Genomic DNA, 18,581 nt, shown 5'->3' on the forward strand with positions numbered 1-18,581 from the left:
TCCTTGAGTTGGGGGATTAATGCCTTCGGAGTCCTTCACGAACGAGCGCACTGCGCAGCTCCTTGATCGTCAGAAACTCCTGGCCTCTTAATATCATACGCTTCGCTGCACGACGAACTACACGCTCTACGTCGGCGCCACTCTTTCCCTCGAACTCAGTCAAAAGCTCTTTATCATCCAGCTCGAACTGTCGGCGAATACCTCGAAGTTTTAGCTGCAGCAGGGAAGTCAGCTGCTTCTGATCAGGTAAGGGAAACTCGATCGCTTCATCGAACCGGCGCCAGATCGCAGAATCGAGGATATTTTCGTGATTGGTAGCTGCCAAAATCAAACTGCTACCGTCATAAGCGTCCATCATTTGAAGTACCGCATTGACGACGCGCCGCAGCTCGCCATGCTCGCCGCTATCTCCCCGCTCCTTACCTATGGCGTCGAACTCGTCGAACAGAACGACTAAGGGGTGCTTAGCGATGAAGTCGAAGACCTTTCGAAGGTTCGCTGCTGTCTCCCCCAGGAAGGAAGATACGAGCGCGTCAAGGCGAACGATGGCCAAGGGACGATCCAACTCGAATGCGATTACTTCCGCTGCAAGCGTCTTGCCGCATCCAGGGGGACCGAAGAAGATGATTTTCCCTGAGGGCTTCATTCCGTAGCTTCGAAGCACATCGGACCGGCGATGCTCTTCAAGCATTTCCTCAATCATTACCGAGCTACTTTCCGGCAAAATGATCTCATCCAGCGAACGCTTAGGTGGCCTAATGTCCAGCAGTGGAAGTCCGCGTTCTTTATCCACAGGGATATCAAACTCAAACTGAGGTTTCTTAGACGATGGCTGCGCATGCATGTCACCGCCATATAGAATTCTCTCAAGATCATTGGCGAGAAGATGATGTTGCTTTTGCCGCTCCTCTTCAATAATCGCTTCAGATGCTTGACGGAACGCAACGGTATCCCCGAGCGCGCCAGCTTTCACTAGTTGTCTAAGTATTTTTCCGTTAGCCATTTATGTACTCCTGCGGATGCGTTTGGATTCAGAGTGGTCAACTCATGAAACCGATCCTTGCCCTAAGCAGTAAGAACTAACAGGATAAAATTATCAGAGCTAACATGTAACATGAACTCCATTTCGTATTCCTTATTATTACTAAGTCTATGTAAACGAACCAGTAATATCTGATGACGAGCGTATCTGTGAGCTGTTGATTTGTCCAGTGAGATCACTATTCAAGAGGCCATTTGTCGCTGATTTGGGACGGATGGCACTCTACCGGTCGTCTGGCGAGCGTTAGTGGATCTGAACATAGGTGACAGTTCCGACGCATGCCTACTTTGCTGGTCTTTACGGGACGTCGTGGTGAAGGGGGCAACCTTGTTGAAGGGGGTCTACAATTACGTGTGCTTTGCATTTTCGGTGGTAACCGGCTGAAAAAACTGAGCCGCGAGCATAAGAATGCCTGGCTGCGACATGTGGAAATCGCAGTCAGAAAACAGATCCAGAGAGCCTACGACTCGGCGTGGAGCTAGCGCGAGTAGTGGCTATTAGGTGACTCCAGGAGAAGATGATGACTACCCCTAGTGAGCGCAGTCGGGCGGTGATTCAGACGCATGAATTTCTGAACGAGCTTTCTCGAGACGACTCGCTCCCCGAGAAGGTGCGCCATGACGCGAAGTTTTTGTTACGACATTTTCCAGGCCGCGCTGAAGTCGTATTAGCAGGACGCCTTGAAGAAGAGGCAGTTACCTTACCGATACCATTTATTTTTCCTGTATTTAGCTCCTCAATTGAAGAGTAGGTTATACAAGAATCGTGAAGTAGAAACTGGCCGAAAGTTATACGAAACGATGCTGTTTAGTAGATTTGGCAAATAAACTACACAAAGCTCTTGAGAGTTTGACGCAACGTATTCGCTTAGGGCCGGAAGCATCCGATGCAGTCACTGGGTAGATCCATGTTTCAATACCTCCCGGAGATTATTTTGTCTGTAGCCAGAAACATCTCATGTCGAATCAAGCGTATGACGAAAGGGCGTCCCTTTTATCGCGACGTATTCACCACGGCTGGTTCTTCATCAGCAGTCAGTAAAGCTCTATCTCAAATGATCCGAGCAGGCCTGCTGCAACGTGTCGCCCGAGGGATCTATATGCGTCCCAAGTGGAGCGAGTACATCGGTCAGGTTTACCCTAGCCCATTAGCTGTCATGGGAATCATTACCAGGGCGAATGGCGAGGTCGTCCAGATTCATGGTGCGGAGGCGGTTCGTAGGTTCGGGCTCAGCACTCAAATGCAGGTATTGCCAACTTATTACACAAGTGGCTATACGAGAGAAATCAAGGTCGGAAATGCTGTGATCCGGCTAAGGCATGTTTCAAAAGAGCGTTTGCAGCATGCTGGTACGAAGGTGGGACTAGCGCTTACCGCGCTCTACTACCTCGGCAGAAAGGGATCGTCCGAGCTAGTCATTTCCAGGATCTGCGAGGTGTTAACCGATCAAGAGTTAACGGCACTGCGCGCCTGCGTGATGCCGATATGGATGCACGCAGCACTGAGCCGATCCTATGGACGGAATGGAGAATAATAAGTGTCATTTCTGGTTAGGCGATGGAGTCCAAAAAATATAGTTGGACGCCATGCCTCAAGCGACGTTATCAGGAAGTGTATTCCCCCGGACGGCTACACTTTTCCTGGAAGTTTGTTGGTTCAATTTGGAGGAGCATGGCGACCATGGGGTTCAGCAACGCGGCTCATCATTCGCTGGCCTGTACCTCTTCCAAATATGATGGATTTGAGTGACTGCGCTGCCACAGCTCAGCGGACCAGTCCATCTTCTGATCATCAGTCCTTGGGTGTGCAGTGATTGGCACAGCCCTCTTTAGCGAGATCGGCACAAGGATGCGTTAAATCCCAAACCATCATTCAGTGTGGGCAAAGAGCGCTTAAGCCGGAAATCGGCGGTGGTTGAGTTGCAGCACCGAGTAAGCAGACCATCGGGGCGAGAGTCATATTCACAGTGCTCTGCGGCTAGGGTGCTGAAACAGTCTAAGAAAAGTCATATATTTTTTTGGGGGCGATAGTTGAGCGAAAGGTCGGTCATTCACTTTATAAAACCATGCCGTGATCCTGTAGAGGATCATCGTATCCTTACTCCGCAGTACGCAATGGGTATGCTGGTGCAAGGGCATATCGTCAAAATAGGGCTGGATAATTGCACGTTGCAGAGGATGGAGGAGCTACCAGCCAATCCGTCCCGAGCAGCGGCTGAAGCGGTTGGACTTCTCCCCCTTGTCGAGTTTCTAGAGCGTGCTCCCGGTGTTGCCCTTACAGCTATGGGGACACATGAGATGCCTGAAAACCGTGTTGCAAAGGCTAAGAGAGCATACGAAAACTTTTGTGCGACCTTTTGGCCGAGCCACCGAGACGATGTTGAGGCATCACACAGAGAGTTTGACGAAGCGTCTACAGATCGTTGGGTTGAGTTTACTGAGTTAGGTGACGGGGCCAGATGTACCTACGGCTTGGCGTACGTTGCTCTCCTACAAATGCAGAATATACGGCGAACATATCCGTCATTGAGCCCCGAAGAGAAATTTGAAGCGTATCTCCACAGCATGGCTGGCATGCTGGACCTAGTGAGCGCATTTGAGCTTGAGATCGCCAAGTATGCGTTTTGGGACGCCTCACATGTCGAAATAGACAGGCTTCCTGGCCGAGTACGAAGAAGAAGAGCGGACATAAAGGAAAACTTTACGAAGCAGCAGTCCACTGTCAGTAAGTGCAAGCGAGCTGCTTTTAACGGCGCTATGGATTTGTACTGGCTCAGTGGGGCCAATTTATTGGAAGATCTTGGAGTTCCGATCAAAACCGACGTAGGAGAGTTTGCACTTGATAATTGGGTTGGAACCAATGACCTCAAGCTTTATCGGATATGCAGAGATCTGCACTCGACGCCGCATGAGGGTTCGAAAACTATGCGCTTTGCATGCTCACGCGAGTCAGCTTTGGGAACACTTCGTTACTGGCGCAATGTAGATCGCATGTCTAAAAACGTAATGCTGTACCGAAATGCGAGCGGCTATCGATCCCTCGATAGCACTCTACTTTCCAACGTAGACGCGGCCGTCAAGCACCTTGAACGGGAGCTGCGCAAAGTGCTGAATGAATGAGCTCGGTTAAAAGGGTGATTCAAATCAACAGACCCGTTACCCAAGAAGGTGGTTGGCTCAGTTTGGAATACTAGTCCGGGTAGTCAGCCTCTTCTTTAGATTGCACTTCATGCCAACTAGCCCACACCTGTGCTTCGGCAACGCACTGCTCCTGCGAAACCTTACGCGGTCTGATTTGGTGAATTTCTCCCGCATCTATCGAGAAGATGTAGCGACTAGCACTTTGAAGGATGATATCGCGAAAAAATCTTGCGTCTGAATCATTTAGGATTGTTCCCCGGCGAGGTGGACGTACACCTAAGCAGGCGTAGAGAAGGTGTTTAGGGCTCAAAGGGAGAAACAATTGTACTCCTGGTACGTCCCACCCTCCTTCCAATGACAGTTTCCCGTTAGCATCACGAGAAAGCCTGATGAAAGGATTATCACTGGTAGGCCAAGAAATCCCAGATGGCGCGTGCAAGATCGTCCAGTGGTATTTGGGTAAACGATGGATTGTCCGCGTAAGTACATGGCGAAGGTGCCAAATCCACATTTTCCTTCCATTTAGGGCCCTGGCTTCCACCCCCTCAGTACCATCCTCATTTTTAACTCGTAAAACTTTGAGTGGTAGTTTACTCAGAGACTCATCAGCGGGTGCAGGTTGCAGTTTTATACCGGCGTTTAACGCTACTCCAATTCTAGCGACGGAAGTCTCCAAAGAGTCGATGAGTAAGGTTTTCAGCGTTTGGTTTTGCCTTTGCATGAAGCTTTCAAGACCCGCTGGCGTTCTTACCGACTGGGCTACCGCGAAACGAAAGAGATTGTTCCAATCCTCAGGGGTAAGTCTGGACTCGTTGATCACTTTAGCGATAGAAATCGTCGCTGGACTCTCGAAATCTCGGTCAAGCCACTGTTCGACCTCGTCACTGTCTTTCGCACCAGAAAAGTAAGTGTAGAGATGTTGATGTTTTGCGATGCTACTAGGCGAGTGGCTCTTCCACAGTTCACAATTTTCATGAGGAACTAGCAGTCGATATGTGGGAATTTTCCCATCGATTGTCCATTGCTTCAGATACGCTTGGGGCACATAGTGATTATCTTTCTTCAAATGACCCATAGTGAAATCAATACCCCTTTAACAAAGCAATTTGCTGCTGGCATCCCTAAAATAGATTCTTCAGCTGCGGCTCAATGCGACGGAAAACAGTATAATATTTGGACTTAGAGCAGTGGATACTTGCAGTGTCGGGGCTGCTAGACCAGAGTGATCATACCACCCCAATCCAGAAAACCTCCTTACCTCTATCGATCCAACCTGACCCGTAAGCGACGTGCTCGCTCGCGAAACGCTTGCTCGCCACCTTCCAAAATATCGCAAACGGCCTTCCGAATTGACGCATTTTCAAGGCCACCTGCTTTGTATGCGATCAATGGCAACCCCCCGGTTGAATGGGGGCCAGCGTCAGCGACGATGATCTGATCTGCATCCGTATTTATTACCAAATTCGCGTTGTGAGTTACCATTATTACTTGGCGCTTAGATTTGGCATTTATGAACAGACCAACCAATTCCTCAAATACAGATTTTGGGTCTAGATTTTCCTCAGGTTGATCGATGATGAGTGGACGGTCATCCGCCTCATCTAGTGCGAGGTATAAAAGAAGTAAAACGATACCTCGAGTTCCTGGGGACAACTTTCGGATATCAGTTCCGTCGTAGATAATCTCGTAGCGAACAGTGATGTGGTCTGTATCGAAGAGCCAATGCGCAAATTGCTTCAACCAGCCACGTAATTCAGCTTGCTGATCTGACCCATAAGGTGCATGACGCAGCAGATCTCGCTGATGTGTTTCTATAAAGACTGCCATTGCTGCTTGAACATCCGCCGCTGATCCTGTTTCCCATGCTGTGCGGAGCATTCTTTCAGCCACCTCAATTAGCGCACCGCGCCCCTGAAACGGCCCCGCTTTTCGCCTATCCAAGAGGGATTCTTCCGCTACCGCACCCCACGCGTTAACGTTCACAATGCGGCGAACTGTGAAACCCAGTTTTTTTAAGGTGCCGGAAGATTGGGCTAACCGGGCTAGTAATGGAGCGTATAGATCCAGGAGTGCGTCTTGTTCGCTCTCAATCGCTTGGAACACCCGACCGTATGCTTCTTCACGTTCAGTCTGAAGATCCTTTCGCCGAGCATTGGAACCTTCTGCATCTGTAAGCCGCTTTTTGAGGGTTTCTAAAGCAGCACTTTCTTGAGTGATGCGTTGAGTGAGGGCTGTGTATTGGGCCCGAACAACCTTATCGGCGCCTATGACGGTCTCCAGTCTGTTCATTTCGGCGGTGAGCAGATTCAGGGTTAGTGCTGTAAGGTCTGCGTCGGCCGGAAAGTACGCAATTTGTTGCACGCCAGTCGCCGGAGGCGGAAGTGGCGGGCCCGTCATTGCGTTGATTTGGCCGTCAGCCCAGGTAATATAGTGCGAGAGACTCTTGTCTACGTCTCCTTTATAAATGAGTAGGAATTCCTCCCATTGCTCAACGGAGAGATTGCTAACCTGATAGCGCTCTTTAGCTTGTCGCAATAGTTCCGGAGCCCGACTGGAACGAGTACTTTTAACCTCGTCTTGTAAAGAAACAAATGCCCGCCGTTGATTCGTGAACTGTTGGATAGCTGTTTGCTTTGCCTGAACGGCAGTTACGACTTCTGTATGGCGAGCGGCCTGCACTTCTGAGCCTTTCACCACAAGCTTGGCCCGGTCTTTACTGTAGTTTTCTAGGAGCCCTACCTTTTGGGCTACCTGGGCTTTAAGAGTTGCGACGGATGCTTCCTTTTCAATCTCCGTGGCGATGCGATCTGATAATTCCAGGATTGCTTCAACCTCCCGTTCTCTGGAGTGTTTGAACCTAGAAGTTCGGTATTCACGCAGCTCCTCAAAATCGATGGCACCTTCACGGTCTTCATGTGGGTGAGTGTCATAAATTACCCGCTCAATCTCTGCAATGAGGCTGTCTGAAACCCCGTTTGATGAGCAAAGCTCTTCTACGAACTGCTGGGACAGATAACGTGCTCGCGGAAATGATAAATGGTCGTTCGCGTCACGACCGTCTAGGAAACGGGTTACGGACGTGCCTCCTCCCCATGTCAGAGTAGCGGTTGCCTCACCCATAAGCTTGTTAGCGCGGGCTAAGAATGACGGGCTGATAGCACCGTGAGTATTCCACGCCTCCGCTGGGATCGCATCACAGGCCGCTGCGATCATATCAGCGAGCGCGGTCTTGCCTGATCCTCGAGCACCGATGATTGCCACCAATCCAGGATTGAGCTGGATTTCTGGGTTAGCCATCCAATCAGCATTTGATATCGATAGATGGGATATAACTTGAGACGGCATTGCGGAGCGAGGAGGTTCTGAACCTACATATGCTCGTCCTTCGGGATCAATGCAGGCCTGTCGTAGTGCATCAAACTCTAGGCCTCCTTTGATCCATGAATATCTCTCGTCTGTTGGTTGACCTACAGTTTTATGATCGTGCGCATCACTACCGTGAAGGCAAGGTTTGCAACCGTTATATCGTTCCTTCAAATCATCCTGGGTGACACTCCGTTGCCCACTCCAGTATTCCCGCTGTCCCGGATTACTGGAAAAGATGATATGAGCGAACCGTTCGATTTCTTGGCGCACCGTGGCGTCGGCGGCTTGATGAATCCCTGAGGTTCCGTCACCTGACCCAGCAGCCACCGCCACCAAAATATTGGTTTTTGCCCATTCGCTTTCGCGTAGAACCCGCCGAAGCTGGTCGAAGTTAACCTTGAACTGGGTAGCTCCGTGTCTAAGCGCCGCGTGATCATCAATGATCTTGTTATCTGCGCGCTTTCCAAGGGTGATCAGATCAGCTCGGGTACAGTTATAGGTATCGTCATGCGCCTGAAATTGTAGACGCTGCAAAATACGCTGGAGCTGTTCAAGATGGTCTGGGTCGTCTGGACATACCAGGAGGTGAGCGTTGACGAACCCGCGTTTCGCAGCAACATCTAGCCGAATCTCCACATTCGGAAAAATCAGTTGGACATCAGGCAGCCGTCCTGCGCGTTTGAACTCCAGGACTTTCTCGTAGGTTTCCGTTAGGTAGTAATCTGTGACAGCCAACGCCTCGATTTTCGGCGTAAGCATTTCTATGCCAATGAGGTAATCATCCCAAGGCGATTTGCCTCCAAATTGATTATTGAGAACGGTGCCCGGTGCATGAATATGAGGTTCCCAGCGACACCATTCTGATCCGCGCCCTATCATTTATCCTCCTTGAGTGCCGTGGTCCATTGATGCTCAGATCATACCTTGGCTCATAGCTGCATAAACAGCGGCCTGTCGAATGCAGAACTTCAGTTGCAGCGGCAGAAAGGGCGCCGGGAGAGTGAGCAGCAACGTGTGTTCATTTAATGTGAACAAAATCCGTCCCGACGAGGCTATCAAACGTTCTATTACGAGAGACCCCAAGCGCTATGCACGCTGACCGAACACTAATTGAAGTCTTGAATACCCTTTGGAGAATCAGCCCGCCAGGACCAGACAGACTGTGGTCGTCACCGGAATTCGTAGCGTTAAAGAATTTATTGGTGCAACGATATGAAAACGGTAGATCAACCTTCGGACTGGAGTTTTCACTCGGAAATGCGCTGAGGTCTCTCGGCCTGCCTTGTTTACAAATGCAAGAGATTCGGCATCCACCGTTAGAGCTGGAGGACATCGCATCGGCGCTTGAACGAGAGTTTTCTAGAACGAAAGTGATGCGGCGGTATTTATGCCCATTGGATCTTGCGGACGATATCCCCACAATTAGCTTTGGGAATTCGAAGCTGTCTCGCTTCTCCGCCGCCGAGCTGGAAAACTTATTCGACGCTCCAAGATTGGAAAGACATTTCCCCGAAGTTCGACTGGACAGCTGTCGGCTTTCGGAATTTCACTGGTTGATCGTCGAAGAAGAGGTGGCGATAAACGTCGGTCCGGCAGGGCGCGCTCTTCCTTTTTTAGACATGTCTATTGAGAGAGATCTCGGAGAAATAGACCCATACAGCGGGCGTATCCCCGCTGTGGTCGAGTCAGCACTATTTTTCTTGCTGCTGGCACCTTGGGAGAAATGGGCCGAAATGACCGAGGTTGATTGGCGCGGATTTCACATGCCATGGATTTACACCGTCAGCGATGACTTATGCGTCTCACCAGCCCGGCCACCTGATCCGGATAGCCTATCTTGGGAACCGCAAGGTTATACAAACGAATGGGGAGAGACCATTGAGTATGAACGGCCGGTTGGTCTGCGCTTGGATGACAGTGCTGTTTTTGGTATCCAAGCCCTAACAAACGCATTCTGGGAACTGGTGCAGGACGCGCGAAAATCAGACCTGTTTAGTACTCCCGTGAAGCACTTTCTGGTCCGGGCTTTTTTGGCCAATAAAATAGATGAAATTATGGCTCACCTGACGGTGATCGAGGCTGCGTTGGGGACGGAAAGTGACCATAAGTCTCAATTGCGCCCAAAGCCCGACCGCCATAAAAGCATTGGGGCAACTAGAAGGGTTGCAGCCAGGCTTAGCGCTGCAGTCGGAGAGCCTCAAGCAGCACGAGACTTTCTTTACCTGTTCGACTTGAGGAGTATGTTCGTCCACGGACGTGCAGGTCTTCAGCCCATCTCAACCACACATCGAGTCATGGCGCGCAGCCTTGCACGAGGCGCCGCTAGCGCATTGGTGCGCCTCGCAAGCCTAGGGCTTCCGCGTGAGATCCTTTTGGCGCAGCTGCTCGATAGTGGGATTGAAAATTTGCCGTGAGGCTAGATCCCAAAGGAACCCAGTCTCTAAGGACGGTGTTAAAAGAGCTCAAAACTTCATATCTTGTCGAGCGACTCTACGACGTATCCTTGGGTTATGAAACCGTTCACTGTAGTCAAATAGATCCGCCCGTGCTTCATAGCGTGTCCGGAATATACGAAACTCGGGGCGATTCACTTTATATAAAACGGATTTTTCTCGCCAAATATGAATAAAGAACAGCTATACACCGTGGGTGATGAAGGACTCATCCCCCAAGCCGACTCCGCGCGTCAAGCTGTGGACTCGCTGCGTGGTTACGTCTATCAGGTGACTGCAGCGGCCCTTGCGTGGTTGGATATCGGTGAGCGATCCCGAATTTTCCTAGAGGTCGCTGAGGACTATGCCACTATGGCTGGTAACGTCCTCAAAGCTGTGCAGGTTAAGGATACCCGCGCATCAACCACTGTCACTCTCAATACAAAGAGCGTCCGCGCCGCGATCGCCAACTTTGTTCGTTTGACCCTTGAAAATCCCGCAATTGAAGTACATCTCGAATATTTTACGACCTCCGAGATCGGTAAAGAGTTAGCCGGATCTACGCCTCTTCCATCGGGAGAGGCGGGCTTGGCGTACTGGCGTTCAACCGCTAAAAGTGGAGATCTTTCACCTTTACGACAGTTACTCAACAGCGACTCATTCGTAGAGCCGGTTAGAACCTTCGTCAGAGAGCGAGACGACGAACAGCTGAGAAATGACTTACTACGGAGGATTCACTGGAACTGCGGCCAACCCGATCTGGCCGCGCTCCGCAGAGAGTTCAATCAGCGTTTGATCGTGGTGGCAAGGGAGCGATTCCAGTTGCCTGCTTCAGAAAGTGAGAGCGTCGCAGACACCCTGCTTTACAGTGTGCTTGAGAAGAGCATAGGCAAGAACGCTTCGGGACGGTGGTTGACACGAGCGGACCTAATAATTGCAGTAGAGACATGCACCCGGGTATCGGTTCCCAGGGCTGTGCTCGACACACTGACGGCATTCTCAGGCGGACTCGCCAAGCTAGACGGAGGAGGTGTCCAGCCCGGTATGTCATCGACACCGGCGCTGCGTTGGCTAATTGAAGGAAGCTCGCTTCCCAAGGCTCGAGGTTTTCTATCCCGGCCGGTTGTTAAGAATGATATTGAGGTAATGGTACGCGAGACAGGCGTCGGCTTTATTATCGGTACTAGCGGAGTTGGAAAGACAAATATAGTCCGTGCTGTTGCGGAGACAATCGGTGGAAGATTTTTTCTGGTTGATTTTCGGGATGCGGGAGTTGAAGAGACAAAGAATCGGTTAGACGTATTGCTTTCTCGTCTAGGTGGTCTTCAAGCACAGGTGATCCTTTTAGAAGACCTCAATTGCTATGAAAATCCTCAAGTTGGGCTATTACTCAGTCAAGTGCTTCAGGCGCTAGCTAGACGCGACATAGGCGTGATGATCACTTGCTATAGCAAACCTACCGCAAGAGACTTGGCTAATTTTGGGCTAAAGTTTAACTGTATTCACGAATGCTTGTACTTTAATCAAGACGAAGTGGACGAGCTGGTGTTGCTCCATGGCGGCGACCCAGCAATTTGGGGGCAATTAGCTCGTATTACAGGTGCTTTTGGGCATCCTCAATTGGTGCATGCATTCATTGCCGGTATGGCTGCTCGGGAATGGCCAAAATCCGAGGTGCTGCAGCTTTTGGGGGCCGGCCTCTCATCTGGAGATGTCGCTGCGGAGCGAGATAGTGCGCGTCGAAAAATCGTAGAGGCGCTCCCAGAACATACGAGAACGCTCCTCTATCGCCTTAGCCTGCTAATAGGCAACTTCGATCGCAACATGGCTCTGATCGTTGCTGAAATCCCACCGCCTGGAATCACCCCAGGCGAAGATTTGGACACGCTTATTGGCCCTTGGGTCGAGATAGTGGGAAGAGATCGGTACCGAATTTCGCCCTTGGCTGCGAAGTTTGGAAAAGAAATGCTTTCTCCATCTCTTCAAACACTCATCCATAGCGGTATTGCGAAGCATTTAATTTCAAATTCAAGCGTTGACGTTAGCGACGTTGACAAAATAATCACTCATTCACTCGTCGGGAAAAATACTTTTGCTTTGGCATTAGTTGCTACGAAACTGCTGAAAGCAGACGAATCTATCATAGGCTACCTCTGCGAAAACTTTTCGTTATTCCAAGTGCTTGAAGCGAGTGGGCCAATTTATCCACATGATATTCATGTATCGGCATTGCTTCGAATGGTGCAGTTGAAAGTTCTCGTAGCTGCTAAATCCAGAGAGAAGATACCATCCTGTTTTGCGGCATTACGTAAGGAAATTCAGCTCTTGCCGGAAGGGCCGACGAGAGATGCGATGTACGTCTCTGGGCTGCTCGTAATACTGAATTCCTTAGGTGTCGCTAATTATGTTAGCGATTGGTTTGTGATTTTGCAGGAATATCGAGCATTCATGCGGGAAAGTACACTGCTCGATCGTGCGACAGACGAAAGCTTGGAACAGAACTTCAATGCGGATGGTGGTGTTTCGAGCCTTTTCGCAGTCGGGATTGCCGGTCTGGATAGTGTTATAACGCTGGAGAAAATCTTACGTCAGCTGAATGATCTTGACCCCACCGATAGGGCTTTTTACCTTAGTACTATCCAAGATATCACACCCGATTATTCAGTCATGGTGAATGGTCCATGGGTCGCTCAGGACCGGGCGTCTCTAGATTATATAGATACTTCTGCACGCTATCATTGGATGGCAATGTGCACTAAAGATTGGGGAGTCCGTGCTCTAACTCTGCAATGCTGGATTGCTAGGGCGGTAATGTTAGATGAGCACGCGAGTGATCAGTTAGGTGCTCTTCGTGTCCTTGATGAGGCAGTAGCCGCGTGCGGCGAGGATATATTGTTAGCGCGCGCACGCGCAAAAATTTACTGGCGTGCACAAGATCACCCCAAAGCGTTAACAATACTGCGTGGTATTGCTGATGTTATTGGTAGTGACAATTGCGTCGAGCGAGCTTTCGCTCTGCGTGAGGCCGCAATCAGCGCAGCTAAGACTAGCGACTGGGCACAAGCGGAGCAGTGGTTCCTAGAAAGTAGAGAATCGGCATTACAAGCCAGCCTCCATGACATGAAAGTCATGGGCATTGGACTCGGTGCTGATGCCGCAGCAGCAGCTTTCAAGGCTAGGAATGTAGAAAAATCGCTGATCCTAATTGGGCGTGCCCTGACTGAGCTAGAGGGTATTGATCCCTGCACCTCTTTGCGATCTATCTACTGCCATAACGTCGTGCGACACACCTTACTCTGGCTAACGTCATGCATCGAAGACATACCTGTAGAGATCGAGGGTAAACCCATAGTGTTGGTACCTGGGAGTTGCAGTAATCCCGAACCGCCAGCAGCGATCGCAGAGCGTCCGGCTGCAGCAATGGACGTTGCCTGGTATATGCTGGCGAAGCTGGACGTCTTGGCCCGCACTAAAATTGGGTACGCGGTTCAGCTTCGTGAGAAATTGGGCTCGAATACTATTTTGAGTCTGGAGTTCAGCCTGCGCATGAGCGAACTCGTAGTAAATATTGAAGATAGTAATTCCGTAGAGTTTCCTGACTGTGTTTTACGTTTCGTAGAATGCGCGTCCCTTGCATTCAGCCGGTCAGATCTAGCCGAACTCAATATACTAGAGCCAGCTCGAGAAAGAATTCCAATGCTGAAGTTAGCTGAGCTCGACACTCAGTCTAAGAAAATCCTGAATGATGCACTCCTTGCGTATGCCATTAGGTGCGCAAGCAAGCATCGATTTGAAAATACTTCAGAACTGAAAGCCGCCATGGTTTCGCGGTTCGGCGTCGGCCCGGTGGAAAGCACCATCCTCGTTAGGATTGGAACCAGTGGGAAGCAAGCTTCACCAACGTCGTTTGAAGAGAGTCTAATTGATGATCTGTCGGTCTTTTGCGCGGAAGTTCACCCAACACCTAGAAACTACGCGTTGGCGGGTATTCGATCACTTCAGTTAGTGGCTCATTCGTACATAAAGAGTGACTTGATTCCCATAATTGCGTTATGGCAGCGCTTAGCTTGGACAAGGATTATCTCTTCAGAGGCGTTTCAGCTTTTCACACCTTTGAGTACAGTCCCACCTTTGAAAGCAGCTTTATCAAATTCAGCCAATGATGAGAGTTTTTTGTACCAACTTATGCTGTTGGCGGCAGATGCCACTGCATTGTCCCTCGGCCCTAACCTACGTGCGGATTTTGTCTCGAAGATTCGTCAATGACTGAGCAAATGACGACTTGGTTCGAAGGACTTGCTGGCAGGGCTATGGCAATATTGCAGTAGGCTGGAAGGTTGCGATAGTTTTTAATACTTGATGCATTGTGTCATGGAGAAATTTCCGGTGGTTGCGACAGATTCTAGATATCAATGACGCCCGAACGCGGACCCGTATCTTAGGCGTCTGATGCGACAGTTTTTATTTGCAATGACCAGTTGGGGCGTGTTTTCCAGGATCAAAACAGCCCCATGGAATGAAGGCTGACTACAAACCCCTCTAAAGCGATCCTCCTAGCGAAGGTGACGGCGCTGCCGGCAACAGGTGGGAACCAATGCCGAGGATTGAGACAGTTTTTAATCCCTGCCGCATGGATCAAGGGCGGAATTCCGAGCGTCGGGACAGTTTTTAGAGCGTCAACGCCCCTGCTCGGAGCGCCCGGATTTCTGGGACTACCAGAGACAGTTTTTAATCCTTAAGATCAACTCGTCGGGTCTCCAGGCCCCAACGCAAGGACGCGACGTTGATGCAACCTTCCTTTCCCCAAATCGGCGAACGTTTGAACAATCGCCGATTTGTCGTAGCGAACAACACCCATGGGCTATCCGGCACAGGCACGGTGTTTCATTACCTTGTCGAAGGGGATGCCATTTCCGGTACCTACCAAGGCGGCCGGATTCGCATGGGCACGCAAGTCGGGCGCGCAACAGGTGCCGATACCATTGAGCTGCTTTATCAGTGCCTGACGCTGGAGGGTGAGCTGCTGGCAGGCTGGTCGCGTGGCACGGTTGGCGTTGATCACGCCGGGCTTACCACCCTGAGCTTTGTGTGGGGTTGGTTGTCGGGTGCGAGCGGAGGCGGGGAATCGAGCTACGTTGAGCTGGCTACATAGGTCAAAAACAACCAGCGAAAAACCTCAGAGAGACGAGGGAAATGGCGCAGCAATTGATATAGATCGTTCCCACGCGTCGGCTCTTAAAGGGCTGACGCGGAGCGTCACAGGATGCATTCCCACGCAGAGCGTGGGAATGATCGGTGGAGGAAGTCAGGTCCACCAGTAACGAACAAGGTGGAAGAAAATCGGCGCCGCAAAACACACCGAATCCAGCCGATCCAGCATGCCGCCGTGCCCTTCGATCATATGCCCCCAGTCCTTCACACCTCGGTCGCGCTTGATGGCCGACATCACAATGCCGCCGGCAAAACCGAGCAGGTTGATCAGCAACGCGATCAAGAATGACTGCCACGGGTTGAACGGCGTGGTCCACCACAGCGCCGCGCCGATCAGGGAGGACAGCAGAATGCCGCCAATAAAGCCTTCGACTGTTTTCGACGGTGACAGGTTGGGCGCGATCTTGTGTTTGCCGAACAGTTTGCCGCACACGTACTGCAGCACGTCCGACAGTTGCACCACGATCACCAGGTAGGCGATCAGCAGCAGGTTGCGGCCTTCATAGCCGGGGATGTCGAGGGTCAGCAGGGCGGGCACGAACGACACGCAGAACACCGCGATCATCAGCCCCCATTGCACCTTCGATGCGCGTTCCAGGAAGTGCGTGCTGTCGCCGCCGAGAGAGGCGAGGATCGGTAGCAGCAGGAACACGTATACGGGGATGAAAATGGAGAACAGCCCGTACCAGTCGGCGTAGATCAGCAGGTATTGCAGCGGCAGGGCCAGGTAGAACGCTGCTACCAGGGCTGGGTAGTCGCTGCGGCGGGTGGGGGTGAGGGTGAGGAATTCGCGCAGGGCGTAGAACGACACTGCGTAGAACAGCAGGATCACCGCGCCGGTGCCGAGCCAGAAGGCGATGCCGATCACCACCACCATGACCCACCAGGCGTTGATGCGGGCGTTGAGGTTGTCGATCACCGCGTTCTGGGTGCCGCGAGTGCGCCATTTCAGGGTCAGGCCGATCAGCGAGGCCAGCACCAGGATCGCGCCGATCCCGCCGAACAACATCAGGGTTTGGCTATCCATGTCAGGAGTGCTCCGGGGCGAGGGCGAGCAGGGCGTCGCGGGTGCGGGCGAGGAATACAGCTTTGTCTTCGTCCTCTTCCAATTGCAGCGGCGCGCCGAAGCTGGTGGTGCACAGCAGGGGCAGCGGCAGTACGCGGCCCTTGGGCATGACCCGGTTGAGGTTGGCGATCCACACCGGAATCAGTTCAGCCTGTGGGTAACTTTTCGCCAAGTGATAGAGGCCGCTTTTGAAGGGCAGCAAGCCGTCTTCCAGATTGCGCGTGCCCTCGGGAAAAATGATCAGCGAGTCGCCGCCTTCCAGCGCGGCGAGCATGGGCTGCAAAGGGTTATCCACAGGGTCCTTGCGTTCGCGGTCGATCAATACGCCGTTGAACACCCGGTTGATGATGTAGCGGCGCAGGGCGCTCTTGTTCCAGTAATCGCTGCCGGCCACCGGGCGCGTGAATTTGCGCAGGTTTTGCGGCAGCGACGCCCACAGCAAGACGAAGTCGCCGTGGCTGCTGTGGTTGGCGAAGTAGATGCGTTGTACCGGTACCGGCGCGCAGCCAAGCCACAAGCTACGGGCGCCGGTGACGGTGCGTGCCATTGAGGTAATCAGCGTGGCGACCACGGGTTCGAACATGGGAATTCCTTATCCGGCAAAAGGTAGCCAAGGGCTGGCGAGGATCACGGCCAGGGTCAGCAGTACTTGCGCACCCAACAGCCAGGCTTGCTTGCGCAACAGTTTGAGGGCGCCGCGACGGCGTTCAATCCAGGGCCGGCCGGCGCGTTTGGGCGATTGCAGGCCGAGGGTTTGCAGGGCCTGGTCGAGGTCCGGGGTGCGTTCGGTGTCGCGGGCCAGCAGGGCGAACAGGTCGGCGTCGAAAGCCACGCGCAGCGCCGAATACTTTTGCAGCAGGCCCAGAATAATCATCCACAGGCTGAGCAGCAGGCAGATGGGCGCGACACTGGGCATTAGCAGTTGGACCAGGCCAAATAACACGCCAACCAGCGTCAGGCCTGTGGATAACTGATCCAGCGAGCGGCCACGGCGCAGCAGGCTGGCGACCACCTGGAGTTCCATATCAGCGGGCATGGGGCAAACCCTCCAAAGCTTCACGGTGAGCGGGATGCAGGACCACATGGGCCCGCGCTGTACGAATAATAGCCAGTGCCTCATCGACCGTGGCGGCGCGGCCGCTGTGCAGTAGCCAGGCGGCGACGGCAGTGGCGCTGCGCGAATAGCCGAGGGCGCAACACACCAGCAACGGACCGTTTACACGCAGGCGCTCTATGGCGTGTGCGGCTTGCAGGCATTCGGCAGGTGTCGGGGCGATCAGGTCCAGCACGGGAACGCATTGGTAGGCGCGGCCCTGTGGATTAATCGGTAATTCTGCGCAGAGGTCGACAATGGCCTTGAAGGAATTCTGCTCGCCCGTTGTGGGAATCCGCCCGAGCCAGATGTTATCCACAATCAGATCGGGTTGTGGATGCTGGCGTGTCCAAAGGCGTGAGTTTATCCACGCGGCCGCCAAGTAGGGCGCGTAGAGCCAGCGCGCTGCGGGCGTCAGTCGACCGTCGGCACGTTTCTGAACGCCCGGGGCTCCAAGCACGAGGTAGTTGGCCTTGATCAGGCCCAGGGACACTGCCGGCCACAGCAGCCAAAGCCACCAGCCACCCAACGTAAACGCCAGAACGATCAACGCCAATGCCCCCAGGCCATAGCGGACTCCCAACCGCCAACGTTTCGAATCCCGCGTAAGCCGCGCATTCAGCAGCGGGCTCGGATGCTCCAGCGGCCACAGCCACACACACAACCACCCGGCGAGGGCGCCTGTGGGTAAGTCGATAAAGTGATGTTGATAAGTGGTCAGTACTGAAATGCCGATCAACGCGAACCAACCATGCACCACCCAGCGCCACAATCCCTGGGTATGGCGCTGGTACATGACCCACAGGATCACCAGCAGTGCGATATGCAGAGACGGCGCCTGGTTGAACGGTTTGTCGAACCCGGCCAGTACGGCAAACAGCCAGCCGAATACGCCATCCAGTTCGGGCCGTTCGAAGGTGAAGCGCAGCGGCCAGATAAGGAAGCAGCTCACGGCGATCACTTGAGCAGACAGCAGGCGAAGCGCGTGTTGCTTCAGTTCATGACGACTGTTGGGCAGTAGCAGGGAGAAACCGTAGAGCAAGTCGATGGACCAGTAGGGCACGATGGTCCAGGCCCAGAACGGCATGTGGGTTTCCCAGCCGAACACCAGCGTGCCGACATCGCTGCGCTGGCTGGTGACCCAAGTGGCAAAGCCGTAGGTGCTGAAAAACAGCGGCGCCAACAGCAGCAGCCACAGGACGGCGGGTTTCAATAAACCGGGTTCGCGCAT

Annotated in this window: 13 protein-coding genes; 6 read left to right on the forward strand and 7 right to left on the reverse strand. The window is 52.5% G+C overall.

The features are described from left to right. Positions 1–16: 16 nt before the first annotated feature. Positions 17–1,003, reverse strand: a complete 987-nt coding sequence (locus tag ACR52_RS06185) for an AAA family ATPase (protein WP_048721856.1) — start codon at positions 1,001–1,003, stop codon at positions 17–19. Positions 1,004–1,562: 559 nt separating this feature from the next. On the opposite strand from ACR52_RS06185, the gene ACR52_RS29190 reads away from it, so the two are divergent. From ACR52_RS29190 to ACR52_RS06195, 3 genes are all read left to right on the forward strand, one after another. Further along, a complete protein-coding gene (locus ACR52_RS29190; RefSeq protein ID WP_082143108.1) occupies positions 1,563–1,793 on the forward strand; it encodes a BPSL0761 family protein in 231 nt (76 codons plus the stop codon). A gap of 156 nt (positions 1,794–1,949) precedes the next feature. After that, positions 1,950–2,576, forward strand: coding sequence for a DUF6088 family protein (locus ACR52_RS06190; RefSeq protein ID WP_269084142.1), 627 nt, complete (start codon positions 1,950–1,952; stop codon positions 2,574–2,576). Between the two features lie 580 nt (positions 2,577–3,156). Next, complete coding sequence (locus tag ACR52_RS06195; RefSeq protein ID WP_236692117.1) at positions 3,157–4,161, forward strand: hypothetical protein; 1,005 nt, start codon at positions 3,157–3,159, stop codon at positions 4,159–4,161. A gap of 70 nt (positions 4,162–4,231) precedes the next feature. Here ACR52_RS06195 and ACR52_RS29195 read toward each other — a convergent pair whose 3' ends face one another. Together ACR52_RS29195 and ACR52_RS06200 are read right to left on the reverse strand one after the other, a co-directional pair. Next, on the reverse strand, positions 4,232–5,257 hold the full coding sequence (locus ACR52_RS29195; protein ID WP_082143109.1) for a DUF4238 domain-containing protein: 1,026 nt from the start codon (positions 5,255–5,257) through the stop codon (positions 4,232–4,234). A 185-nt stretch (positions 5,258–5,442) separates the two neighbouring features. Further along, on the reverse strand, positions 5,443–8,427 hold the full coding sequence (locus tag ACR52_RS06200) for a TrlF family AAA-like ATPase (RefSeq protein ID WP_048721861.1): 2,985 nt from the start codon (positions 8,425–8,427) through the stop codon (positions 5,443–5,445). Positions 8,428–8,750: 323 nt separating this feature from the next. Between ACR52_RS06200 and ACR52_RS06205 the strand changes: the two genes are divergently transcribed. The 3 genes from ACR52_RS06205 (at position 8,751) to ACR52_RS06215 (ending at position 15,132) form a co-directional block, all read left to right on the forward strand. Further along, on the forward strand, positions 8,751–9,962 hold the full coding sequence (locus ACR52_RS06205; protein ID WP_201778993.1) for a hypothetical protein: 1,212 nt from the start codon (positions 8,751–8,753) through the stop codon (positions 9,960–9,962). A 390-nt stretch (positions 9,963–10,352) separates the two neighbouring features. Continuing rightward, the gene (locus ACR52_RS06210; protein WP_236692118.1) at positions 10,353–14,246 is read left to right on the forward strand and encodes an ATP-binding protein; all 3,894 of its coding nucleotides are present in this window, start codon (positions 10,353–10,355) and stop codon (positions 14,244–14,246) included. A 520-nt stretch (positions 14,247–14,766) separates the two neighbouring features. Continuing rightward, entirely contained in the window at positions 14,767–15,132 is a 366-nt protein-coding gene (locus ACR52_RS06215) for a hypothetical protein (protein WP_048721869.1), read from the forward strand. 153 nt (positions 15,133–15,285) lie between these two features. On the opposite strand, the gene ACR52_RS06220 is transcribed toward ACR52_RS06215, so the two are convergent. Genes ACR52_RS06220 through ACR52_RS06235 form a run of 4 tightly spaced genes read right to left on the reverse strand, consistent with a single transcriptional unit; the run spans position 15,286 to position 18,581 of the window. Then, positions 15,286–16,218, reverse strand: coding sequence for a phosphatidate cytidylyltransferase (locus tag ACR52_RS06220; RefSeq protein ID WP_048721870.1), 933 nt, complete (start codon positions 16,216–16,218; stop codon positions 15,286–15,288). A gap of 1 nt (position 16,219) precedes the next feature. After that, positions 16,220–16,840: a lysophospholipid acyltransferase family protein gene (locus ACR52_RS06225; protein ID WP_048721873.1), complete on the reverse strand. Its 621-nt coding sequence runs from the start codon at positions 16,838–16,840 to the stop codon at positions 16,220–16,222. A 9-nt stretch (positions 16,841–16,849) separates the two neighbouring features. Beyond that, a complete protein-coding gene (locus ACR52_RS06230) occupies positions 16,850–17,293 on the reverse strand; it encodes a hypothetical protein (RefSeq protein ID WP_048721876.1) in 444 nt (147 codons plus the stop codon). Next, positions 17,283–18,581, reverse strand: a complete 1,299-nt coding sequence (locus ACR52_RS06235) for a phosphatase PAP2/dual specificity phosphatase family protein (RefSeq protein ID WP_048721879.1) — start codon at positions 18,579–18,581, stop codon at positions 17,283–17,285. The genes ACR52_RS06230 and ACR52_RS06235 overlap by 11 nt, the downstream gene beginning before the upstream one ends.

Source organism: Pseudomonas fildesensis, assembly GCF_001050345.1.
Taxonomy (GTDB): Bacteria; Pseudomonadota; Gammaproteobacteria; order Pseudomonadales; family Pseudomonadaceae; genus Aquipseudomonas; species Aquipseudomonas fildesensis.